The sequence below is a fragment of the Streptomyces sp. NPDC015127 genome (assembly GCF_043080095.1).
GTDB lineage: Bacteria > Actinomycetota > Actinomycetes > Streptomycetales > Streptomycetaceae > Streptomyces.
The window spans coordinates 1-10,659 of sequence record NZ_JBIBVE010000053.1 but is presented as its reverse complement, the minus strand read 5'-3'; the positions used below and the strand labels follow the sequence as shown (position 1 = coordinate 10,659).

The following is a 10,659-nucleotide window of genomic DNA, read 5'->3' as shown; positions in this document are numbered from 1 at the left end:
CTGTACGACGGCACCGCGGACGACACGACCAACACCCTCCCCCAAACCGGCCAACCCCAAGATCATCCCACCCCCGCCGATAACGTGACAGCACCCCTGTGACTATGTCGAAGCCTTGGCCGCCGTGTGCCGGGGCTTCAGCCGCGTCCACCACTCGGTGTATGAGTTAGATACGTAGGAGGGGATGGGGCGGGATTCGGGGGCACCAATTCTGTCCACGTTGAAGTGCTGGAATAGTGCGCCGACCGCCATAGGAGCTATCAGGCGTGCCAGGGGGGCGCCGATGCAGTAATGGGCTCCGTGGCCGAACGCGAGGTGCTGCGCGAGGGCGCTGCGGGACGGGTCGAAGATGTCGGCGTCCGGGCCGAAAGCCTCAGCGTCGCGGCCGGTTGCCGCCACACAGATGACCACGGCTTCGCCCGCCTTTACTGTGAGGTCGGTTCCGGCCACGACCACGTCTTCGGCGGCGTAGCGGAACATGATGGTGTTAATCGGGCTGTTCCACCGCAGGGTTTCCTCCACGGCATCGTCGACAGAAAACGTGCCGTCACGGATGAGGGCCAGCAGCTGGGGGTGGTCCGCGAGGGCCTCGATCGCGTTGGTGATCAGGTTCTGGGTGGTCTCGTGCCCTGCGAAGAGGAACAGCATCAGCGTGGCCAGCAGCATGTTGTCGTCGAGGCTAGCCTCCTCTCCATCGGTCGCACTGATCAGGGCAGAGGTCAGGTCATCTGCTGGGTGCCGGCGTTTTTCGGCGATCAGATCGGCGATCACGGACTGCACACCCGACTTGCCTGCGGCGACTTCTTCGGCGCTGCTACGGCTGTCATGAATGGCCATGTAGTCCTGGGCGAGTGTGTCGCTACTGCCGGGATCCAGGCCGAACAGGTGGCAGATGACTTGTGTGACCAGCCGGAAGGCGAACCGCCGACGTAGGTCGACGAACTCGCCCGGCGCAGTATTCGCAAGATCGGTGATCAGCTTCTGCGTGATCTCGGCGATGCGCGGGCGCAGGTCTTCGACCCGGCGGGGTGTAAAGGCCGTACTGACAAGCGACCGCAATTCGCGGTGCCGGGTGCCGTCCTCGTTGAGCATGCCAGGGAGGGTGATGAACTCCAGGAGCCCCCAATCACTGGGGATCTTGCCGTTCCGGAAATCTGCCCAGTGCTGGGGGTTCTTCCTGAAGGCGCGTCCTCCCAGGATCGCCTCGGCGACGTCGCGGTGTGCGGTGGCCCAGGTCCGGATCCCGCCGTCGAGAACAGCAGCGACGAGGGGACCCCGCTCGCGCAGGCGGCGTCCTTCGGATAGGACGTTGGTGGCGTGAGCGTCGAGGGGGAACGGGTCTGGGCAGGTGGTGAGGTGCATCAAGAGTCTCCAGTCGAAGCGAGGGTCTCGGCGCGCGTGCCCTCACAGGAGCTAAAGAGACATCGAGTGAATGTCTCTGCACAGATATTGAGGGACTTCTGGTCAAGCCGAAGGTGTCGAACACCGACGTGGGGCGCGGCGGGTGAAGTTCTCGAAGTTCCGTCCAAGCACGTTGCGGAAGCTGTCTCGTCCAATGTGCCACATCAGGGAGATCTTCGCCGCCAGCATAGGATGGTGATGATCCAGACGCGCCCCTTGTTCGGTATATCTCGGAAGTAACTTTATTCCTGTCTCCTGTAGGAGCACTACAATCAGATTGTGGCCCTCGCCTCGAGGCAACTCACGTTTGAAAGAGTGGGCGTCACTCATGAACTCACCATTCATTCGCCGCGGCATCTCGCCTTTACTTCATGACAGGGTTTGTCCTGTACTTTGCCAAGACTGCGACGTACGGCTGAACCCACCGACGTACCGGGGTGGCCGGCGGCGGTTCTTGGAGCCGGTGGGTATCCGAGGCTGGCGCCGCCACTGGGTTTGGGGCAGGCAGAGGACGTGAGCGCGTGGTTCTTGAAGCGTTGAGGGAACGCGTCGTAGTCAGCTGATCTGGCATCCATGCCCAGCCGCGGCCTGCAGCTGTGTGGGCACTTTGCCGTAATAGGCGGTGTCCGTGGCCGTGCCGATGCCCGCCTAGGCCCCTGTGCAACGGTGCCATACGATTCCCACCGGTGATCAGGCGCAGGGTCATCGGACATCACCCGGCAGATCTGTCGGCCACAAGACTCAACTGCCAAGATTTGCACCGATCTCATCCTGAAACGATTACTATAGCTTGTTGCAGAAGGCTGTGTTCGAGTAGGCCAGATCGGGTTTCGTGGCCGGTGTGATCATGCGGCGAGGGCGAGGTTGTGCATGTGGGCGACGGCCTGGACTGCGTGGTGGCCGTCGCCGCGCTGGCGGCAGTCACGGAGGATCTTGTAGTGCTTCATGCGGGGCGAAGGTGTGCTCGACGCCGGCTCTGACCCGGCGATGTTCGGTTGTCTGCTTCCTCGCCTGGCAGGAGCGTCCGGCCGGGCCTTTCGATGCGGGACGACGAGGCCGGTTTTGATGTACGCGCCGTCGCCGAGCACGGTCACTCCCTGGCAGTGCTGGGCCAGACTAGAGTCCCGCCACGCTTTCGCATCCGGTGGTGCCGGGCACCGGCCGGGCCGGGGCGATGGCCAGCTTGGTGTCGGCGTCGATGATGACCTGCACGTTCGCCGAGAACCAGTAGTTGCGCGAGGAGGCGCCGCCTTCCGGTCGCGGACGGGGATCAACGTCCCGTCCACGATCCACAGCCGTTCCACCGCATCGGCGGGCGGCGGGTTCATTGCGAGTAGCGGCCGCAGCCGTTGAATGACGCGGCACACGGTCGCAGGAGACACTCCGAAGAGCGGCGCGAGTTGCCGCATGGCGAGGTGGGACCGTCTCCGCCCCGCTCCCGCACCACCTTCACCAGCCGTTCGAACTGCTATGCATCCGCAGCCCGGTGACCGTCTCCACCCACAACCGCTCAGTCTTCTCTACCTTGTTGGCCGGGATGAGCGAGCCATTCGTAGGGTTGGCTTACCCAGGGATCCGAGTGTGGCTCTCAGCCCGCTGCCGACGTGGCTCGTGTTGATTCGCCGCCCGGCCCCCATGACGACTCGGCTGCTCCTTAGGAATTGCGGCACTGATCGCTCAGTAGGGACTCGACAGCGAGGCCGTCCGTGGTACCTGTACGCAAATGGACCCGCGGAGAAGCACGTGACAGCGATCTGGGCCGGTATCGACGCCGGAAGACCCGCCACCACTGCGTGGTGATCGACGACACTGGCAAGAAGCTGCTGTCCGAGGGGTGGCCAACGACGAGACGGAACTGCTCCAGCTCCTGGCCGACGTCCTGGTCCTGGGAGAGATCACCGCCTGGGGCATTGACCTGGCCCACGGCGGGGCCGCCTTCCTGATTGCGGTGCTGCTCAACCATGCCCAACACCTGCTCTACATCCCCGGACGAGCTGTGAACCGTGCCTCCGAGGGCTACCGGGGCGAAGACCGATGCCAAGGACGCAGCGATCATGGCTGGCCAAGCCCGCATTCGCGGCACTGCAGGGCGGACGGAGAACTGCCAGATCCCAGATCGGCGTGTTCCTCGGCTATGCGGCTCCGCTCGGCCGGACGTTGATCGACCGCGCCTGTATCTGCCCACGTCGTGGACGGACGACCGCGACCGGTGCCGCCGGGCCGGGGCGGCGCGACCGGCTTCGAGACCAAGGTCGCCATGGCCAAGGGATGGTCCGCCGCGCGATCGCGGACAAGATCCCGTTCCAGTGAGTGATACCGCGGACGCCGCCTACGGCTTCAGCATGGGCTGGCGGCACGAACTCGAGCAGGCCTACGTCTTCCATGTCATGGCCATCACCCGGCACGACACCATCGTCACCCGCTGGGCCATCGACCACCCGGTCCACGACCTGTTCCAAGATATGCCCCGCCAGAAGCGGAAAGGCCGTTCCTGCGGCAACGGCGCCCACGGCCCGCGCGTCTTCGACTGGGCAAGGGTCGAGGTCCGGCCCCTAACACGGTGAGGATCGCCGGCACTGTCATCGCCCGCCGGCCCGAGGAGATCTCCTACTACATCGCCTGCTGCCCCGCCGGCACCACACTCGACGAACATCGCTGGCTCCCGATGGGCGATCGAGGAATGTCTCCAGACCGCCAAGCAGGAATGCCGCCTGGACGACTACCAGGTCCGCGCTACGACGGCTGGCACCGCCACATCACTCTGGCCATGACCGCCCACGCCTGCCTGACTGTCCTGCGGGCCCGCGAAACTCGATACCGGGAAAGCAGGAACGGATCCTCCCAGCTCATCCCGCTCACCGGCCCCGCCCGAGCATCGAGCACTTCCTGCACTGGTCACACTGGCGCCGCCGCAGACAACACCAAGCCCGTACCAGCCACTACAAACGACGAGGCCACACACCACCAGAACTGCCGTCACTGAAAAGACCGTTGCAGTACTAAGTGGCCGATACGGGCCTCAACCGCTTTCTGGTACGGTTAAGGCCCGTGTGGGAATTATCCCCTGTGCAATCTCTCGCGGTTCGGCAGATTCAGGCTACCTGCTCAATCCAGTAGTCTGACACACCCCAGTAGCACCCCGGCTCCTTCTGGCTGGGCGTCTCGAAAGAGGTGTTACTGTTAGCGCTCGTAACCAACTTAGGCTGGCTATAGTACGTAAATCCAGCTGTGCAGCTAGTGACCAGGCGAACCTTGGTATACGGAGAGTAGCTGCTCTTTAGCTTACATCCCGCCACCGCTCTATAACCTGTCTGCCACACCCAGTCGCCGGGATAGTTGTCGTAGGTATCATTCCACGTTCCGGTGTTGTACGCCGGGCAGACGACGTGCGTGGTCTCGAGGTGCTTTCCATAAGCCGCAGCCGGGGAGGCTGTGGCTAACGATATCCCGGCTGTAATCGCAGCTGTTCCTGCCACTGCCGCGGTTTTCTTTAGAAGTGTTCGCACTGATGTAACCCTTTCAGTGAACGGCGCGATTAGAGACTTAACTGCGCCATTGAAGTTACGGCTAGCCCGAGCGTAGGTGCTGTGGCCTCCGGGGGCAATGAGTAAGGGGTGCTTAAGAATGAGCATCTCGCCCGATTTAGGGTATCTGGATTGGCGTGTTCGGGCGCTGTCAACTGAGTAGGCGATGACTCCAGCTCTAGCTCGGCCGAGACGCAAGCGCGGTTAGCCCCGCCGCCAGCCCAACGTCGTACTCCGCCGCCGCGGCTACGACCACGAAGTGCCGTGCAGAAGTTTGTGCCCGCACGTCTGCAGCCAGGACGATGAAGAGTTCCGGGTGAAAGAAAACTTCACATCGTGCATGCATTTTCCTGAGTCAGAGCTGGCGATGGAGTAACTATGCCAACCAGTCAAGTAGGAATTACTCAAACCCGACGCATCCACTCCGCTGAACTTGCTTTCAGTGACTCATCCCGTACATATGGAATTAAGGTTACGAAAAGGCCACATTGTTTACTTGCTAGTGCGGTGACCGCTTAGGTTCGCCGGTTTGGTGGTGGTGGCGGTTAGATGCGCGGCGACGTCCGATCCGATCGCTGGAGGTGCGGTGTCCGAGCCTGTCCGCGTGCGCAGACTGACCGACCAGGAGAGGCAGCGGCTGCAGCAGATCGTGCGCGGATCCTCACCGACGCCGGCTGCCAGGGCCTCGGCGCCCAGACCGATGGGCACGTGGTGACACCACCGCACCGCAAGTTCAAGAAGAACGCCCCCGACTGGTACGAGGAATTCCACGCACGACAGCGCAAAGTCCACTCCTCCCGGCGCATCCGGGTCGAGCACGGCATCGCCACCTGAAGCACTGGCGAGCCCTGGCCCGCCACCTCGGCCGCCGAGAGCACATGAGCGACACCGTCCAAGCCATCGCCGACCTGCTGTCCCATCAGCAGACCATCGACCAGACCTCGGCACTGCAGATGTGAACACCGAGCCACACCGAAGCCCTCGACGCCTCACTGGCAACCATGCACGAGCTCGTTAGGGCTCGCAGAAAATCAGATGTTGCTTCACGTTCCTTGACTCGTTGATGTGGCATGCGCATCTCCGGGTCGATCCGTGACCAACTCACTTCGAAGTTCGAGGTGTTGTTCCCGCACTTGGACGAGCGGCAGCAGCCCTCGGAGGTGGACCCGGGACTCCGGCCGGCCCTGCTGGCCCTGGTCGAGCCGGAATGAGCGCGGGGACCCAATGTCGCCGCTGCGCTGGACGACGAAGTCGACCAGGAGACTCGCCGGCGAGCTGACCCGGCAGGGGCACCGGGTCGGCGCCGACACCGTTGGCGACCTGCTGCGAGAGGAAGGCTTCAGCCTCCAGGCCAACGCCAAGACCATCGAAGGCTCCCCACACTCGGACCGCGACGCTCAGTTCCGCTACATCAACGAGCAGGCCAAGGCCCACATGGATGCAGGACAGCCGGTGATCAGCGTGGACACCAAAAAGAAGGAGCTGGTCGGCGACTACAGGAACGTCGGCCGCGAGTGGCGGCCGGCGGGGGTGAACGGGTGAAGGTCAAGACACACGACTTCCTCGACCGGCAGGGCCCGGGCAAAGCGATCCCGTACGGCATCTACGACATCGCCGCGAACACGGCTGGGTCAGCGTCGGCACCGACCACGACACCGCGGCGTTCGCCGTCGCCTCGATCCGCCGCTGGTGGCAGGCCCGTGGCGGGCTCGACTACCCGACCGCCACCCGGCTCCTGATCACCCACGCCGACGGCTCCAACGGCCACCGCACCCGGCCTGGAAGACCGACCTCGCCGCACTCGCTGTCGAGACCGGACTGGAGATCACGGTCTGCCACATGCCTCCGGGCACTTCGAAGTGGAAGAAGATCGAGCACCGGCTGTTCTCCCACATCAGCATGAACTGGCGCGGCAGACCGCTGACCAGCCACGGCGTCATCGTGAACAGCATCGCCGCGACCACCACCGCACCGGGCTACGCGTCGAGGCCCACCTCGACACCGACACCTACGACACCGGGATCAAGGTCACCGACGCCGAGATCGACGCCCTGCCCATGCATAGCCACCGCTTCCACGGCGACTGGAACTACACCCTCCACCCCTCACGCGCAGCCATCACTCCGGGCAGCCGACCCCGCCGCACCAGCAGGCGCCGTCGCCACCCGGACCTCGGCCCGTCCCGGCACCGGCTCGCTCCGAGACCCGGAACTGACCGGCATGACGGCTGCGCAATTGGACCTGCTGATCCGCGCGCTGACCCCCGCCCTTGAGGACCGGCGCGAGAGGCTCCGGCACGAGCACCGCGGCGGCAACCGGCTCAGGGCCCGAGGCGCCAGCGCCAAGGACACGCTCCCTACACCGGACCGGATCCTCGCCACCGTGCTCCACCAGCGCAAGATCGGCACCCACGACCTCCTCGCTGCACTCTTCGGCGTCACCCGCAACACCATGTCCAGAGCCGTGCAGGAGGTGCAGCCCCTCCTTGCCGAGGACGGCCACACGATCTCACCCTCCACCGCCCGGTTCCGCACACCCGCGGACGTGGCAGCCTTCCTCACACCGGAAGCCACCCAACCCGAGATCAAATCACCACGTTGATTCTCTGCGAGGCCTAGGTTGGCCGCTGTGGTTGATTCCGGTAAGTGAGGCAGTAGGCACGCGGTCTTGCGGTTCGACTACGCCTTGCCCGTCACCGGAACCGTTGATGCGGGGACGCCCTTGCTCGTCGTAGCTTGTCGCCGATCTGGCACCGCTGCCGAGCAATCCCGGCAACGAGCGCCTGGGGAGACGCCAGGCGCTCGTTGCTTCGTGGGGGAGGCCTGGTTTCCGGTCCTGCGTTTTCGCATAGGACCGGGAACCAGGTTGAAGTAATGCTCCGTAGCTGACTTTCTGCCACCGATAGTGGCATGACAGCGCCCGGACAGCGAGTTCACTCCCTAAAGAGAGATCCGTCTGGAAGCTTAGCCAGCTCCGAATCTCTGAAGGGAGGATCTCGGGGGCAGGTGCGTGCTACTGCACGCCAGCCGTGACGGCGATCTAAGTTACAGGGAATCGGAGGTGACCGTAGCGGTAACCGTCTGGTTGAGAATCTGCGTGGTTGAAGTAATCTGAGCCTTCGCGAAGGTGGGTGAGGCGATGTTGATCCAGTTCGGTGTCTGGCAAGAGTTCCACTTACCGGGAAGGACATTGGTGAACTTGCACGAGTTCGGGTAGCTCATGGTGGGCCCGATACCCTCTCGGATATCGATTGTCATAGTATAGAAGCTCAGGTTCTGCACCCAAGTCCGGACGAATACTCTATTGTTTACATTGTCGCGGTAGAGGCATGTGAAGGTGTGAGTTCCGTTGGACATTAGGAACGGGTCCGAGCATTTTTCTAACGTGGCTGCCGAGGCGGAGGGGGCTCCGGCTATCAGCAGGGCCGAAGAAAGAGCTGCCGAAACGAGTGTGAGGGGAAGGAGCCGGGAGCCTTTGGTCTTCAACGTATTTCACCCTAATCCATATTTGATCTTCGAGGTCGAGCATGGCAGAGCATAGGGGCGCCATGCGTCCATCCGTGAAGTAATAGGTACTCAGTGAGGTCACGCCGCCAACGAAACGGCTGCAAACTGCCCACGAGCAAGCATCTCTCGCGTCCCCAAGGTGTTCATGGGTGGGAGCGGGCTGCCTGAAGCCCACTGGCGTGACGGGGACGGGATCTTGGAGTGGCTCTCGCGCTGATACGTGTGAGCGGAACCGTCTTCTGGCCGACCATTCTCTAACTGCGGCTTGAGATCCTCCCGGGCAGTCGCGTGGGCGGCACGTGACGGTGTGCTTGGGATCAAGCCGGACGCGGGGCCAAACAGCCACCCAGGAATGGACGAGCGTCCCTCGAATGAGTGGTGGATGCGCCGTATCGTGGATGGACGCCGAAGGGGCCGCATTCTGAACATGCGACCGGCGCGGCTACGTGATGTCAACACGGAGAGGCTGAAATGGAGAGTCGAGGATGCGAGAAGAGAGTAACGGCCTCGGAGGTGCGCTTATCGTTCGGCCGGTCCGCCTGACGATGCCTCGCGGGTGAGCAGTGCGCTCTCCCGCAACCCCGTCTGGAGCGATCCAGCTTCACGTACTACGACCGCCTCACCGCATATGGCTCGCTCTAAGCGGGCATCTGACCAGCGCTGAGGCCGACTTGGCCGTTTCCCTGTTAGCACTGCCCCAGTGGCCATGTGCCTGCCCGCTGGGGAGTTCGTAGCCGCATGCCAGGCAGCGATGCGGCATCAATCAGCCGAATCTCCGCTCGATCACCCGTCGTTTTCGGCACGGGGGCGATGGCGACCGAGACAGCTCGACCACATCGACGTCGATGCCCGAGTTGGCGCCATGGTCGATGGTTTTGTCTGGCAGCTACCGTCGGCACAGAGCTTGATCACTCTCGGATGCGCGCTGGCGATCTGGTCGAGGAGCTGTTTGCTGTCGGCGGAATTGTGCAGGACGCCGCAGTGACGATCACCGCTAGGGCGAGGCCAAGGGTGTTGGCGACCGGGTACCGCTTGCGACCTTTGATTTTCTTGGCCGCGCCGCCGCTGCACTGGTCGGAATTCGGCACGTTGCCCGAGGTCTTCCTGTTCTTCGCGGCCACCAGCGCCGTGGATACGAGCCCGCACGGCCCTGGGCCCGGCTGGCCTAGGTGGCGTCTTGGCGGTCATGGGTCGAGCCGGATGAGTGTGCTGGTCTGGGTGATGGCGGTGAGGGGGCGGCCGGGCTGTTTCTCGTAACGGGTGGTGATGCCGCGCGGCTGCTTGGGGCGGTGGAAGCAGCGTTCGCGTCGTTGCGGGGGCGGTAGACGGCCTTGTCGAAGCCGTATGGCCGTTCACGGCGTCGGCGCCGGCCCGGGAGTTGGTCCGCGCGTTCCGGGGATGGCCGCCTTGATTCCGCGTCTGGCAGGTAGGTGCGGAAGGAGCGGGCGGAGTAGCCCTTGTCCGCCACCGCCTGATCCGGCCGGACGCGGGGCCGTCCCGGCCCGGGCCGGGTGACGCGGATGCGGTCGATGACCGCCTCGGCCTGCGTGCAGTCGTCGCGGGTACCGGCCGTGACCGTGAAGGACAGCGGTCGCCGCCGCCCGTCGCAGGCCAGGTGGATCTTGCTGGTCAGCCCGCCGCGGGAGCGCCCGAGTCCTCGTTCCTCAAGCCCCCCTTTGGCCGCGGTGTCCGAGGTCGGCCGCCGTTACTCATGAGTGTTCAGCCGTGGATGCTGGGCCTGATGGTTCGCGACCGCCCGCCTGGGCGAGGAGCCGGCCGCTTGGTTCGTGCTGGCCGCGGGCAGCAATTGTTCTTCGACGGTCGCTGAGTAATCCGCAGCCCCCACGCAGGCCCGCGTGCCCTTCCGGTTTCCGGCAACTTGCCAGGCGCGTTGCGCGCGCCGGATGAGCCTGTGGTGCGCCAGGAGCTGCCGGGCGTCTTCGTACCGGTTAGGGGGCGGCCCCGGTGGTCGGCCCGCGGCTGGCGGATGATGGGGTGCTCGTCACGAACCCATTGGCGCCTTGACGTCCGTGGCACCGGCTCTGACCTGGGCTGATGTGGATGTGTGGTGCCGTCCTGCTGGCCTGGGGGATGGTTTGTCCGGGTTTGAGTACGGGTTGCTCAGGTGGGTGCGGTGGGTGGGGAGGAGTGTGGTGGGTGGAGGGATGCAGATCCCGAGAGGGTCTGGGTGTTGTCCCCCGGGAAACTGAGTCGGATGCCCTTTCGTG

At 64.1% G+C, this 10,659-nt stretch carries 7 protein-coding genes and 4 pseudogenes; 7 read left to right on the top strand and 4 right to left on the bottom strand.

The genetic code is table 11. The features are described from left to right. Positions 1 to 102 precede the first annotated feature (102 nt). Together ACF08N_RS37140 and ACF08N_RS37135 are read right to left on the bottom strand one after the other, a co-directional pair. Positions 103 to 1,362 (bottom strand): cytochrome P450, encoded by a 1,260-nt coding sequence (locus tag ACF08N_RS37140; RefSeq protein WP_392329132.1) that lies wholly within the window; start codon positions 1,360 to 1,362, stop codon positions 103 to 105. A gap of 884 nt (positions 1,363 to 2,246) precedes the next feature. Continuing rightward, positions 2,247 to 2,877 (bottom strand): annotated as a pseudogene (locus ACF08N_RS37135) (transposase family protein). Between the two features lie 267 nt (positions 2,878 to 3,144). Here ACF08N_RS37135 and ACF08N_RS37130 point away from each other — a divergent pair. The 7 genes and pseudogenes from ACF08N_RS37130 to ACF08N_RS37100 form a co-directional block, all read left to right on the top strand. Then, a pseudogene (locus tag ACF08N_RS37130) lies at positions 3,145 to 3,479 on the top strand (transposase); the annotation flags it as partial. A 19-nt stretch (positions 3,480 to 3,498) separates the two neighbouring features. After that, a pseudogene (locus tag ACF08N_RS37125) lies at positions 3,499 to 4,268 on the top strand (IS701 family transposase); the annotation flags it as partial. Between the two features lie 1,365 nt (positions 4,269 to 5,633). Next, on the top strand, positions 5,634 to 5,759 hold the full coding sequence (locus ACF08N_RS37120; RefSeq protein ID WP_392329131.1) for a hypothetical protein: 126 nt from the start codon (positions 5,634 to 5,636) through the stop codon (positions 5,757 to 5,759). A gap of 236 nt (positions 5,760 to 5,995) precedes the next feature. Further along, positions 5,996 to 6,136, top strand: coding sequence for a hypothetical protein (locus ACF08N_RS37115; protein WP_392329130.1), 141 nt, complete (start codon positions 5,996 to 5,998; stop codon positions 6,134 to 6,136). Positions 6,137 to 6,149: 13 nt separating this feature from the next. Next, the gene (locus ACF08N_RS37110) at positions 6,150 to 6,467 is read left to right on the top strand and encodes a hypothetical protein (RefSeq protein ID WP_392329129.1); all 318 of its coding nucleotides are present in this window, start codon (positions 6,150 to 6,152) and stop codon (positions 6,465 to 6,467) included. A gap of 130 nt (positions 6,468 to 6,597) precedes the next feature. Continuing rightward, positions 6,598 to 7,198 (top strand): annotated as a pseudogene (locus ACF08N_RS37105) (ISAzo13 family transposase); the annotation flags it as partial. Then, entirely contained in the window at positions 7,146 to 7,526 is a 381-nt protein-coding gene (locus tag ACF08N_RS37100) for a transposase family protein (protein WP_392329128.1), read from the top strand. The pseudogene ACF08N_RS37105 and the gene ACF08N_RS37100, both read left to right, overlap by 53 nt. A 1,813-nt stretch (positions 7,527 to 9,339) precedes the next feature. Here ACF08N_RS37100 and ACF08N_RS37095 read toward each other — a convergent pair. Together ACF08N_RS37095 and ACF08N_RS37090 are read right to left on the bottom strand one after the other, a co-directional pair. Further along, positions 9,340 to 9,552 carry a hypothetical protein gene (locus tag ACF08N_RS37095; protein WP_392329127.1) on the bottom strand — a complete coding sequence of 71 codons (213 nt, stop codon included), beginning with the start codon at positions 9,550 to 9,552 and terminating at the stop codon, positions 9,340 to 9,342. 44 nt (positions 9,553 to 9,596) lie between these two features. Then, positions 9,597 to 10,019, bottom strand: a complete 423-nt coding sequence (locus ACF08N_RS37090) for a hypothetical protein (RefSeq protein WP_392329133.1) — start codon at positions 10,017 to 10,019, stop codon at positions 9,597 to 9,599. Positions 10,020 to 10,659 lie beyond the last annotated feature (640 nt).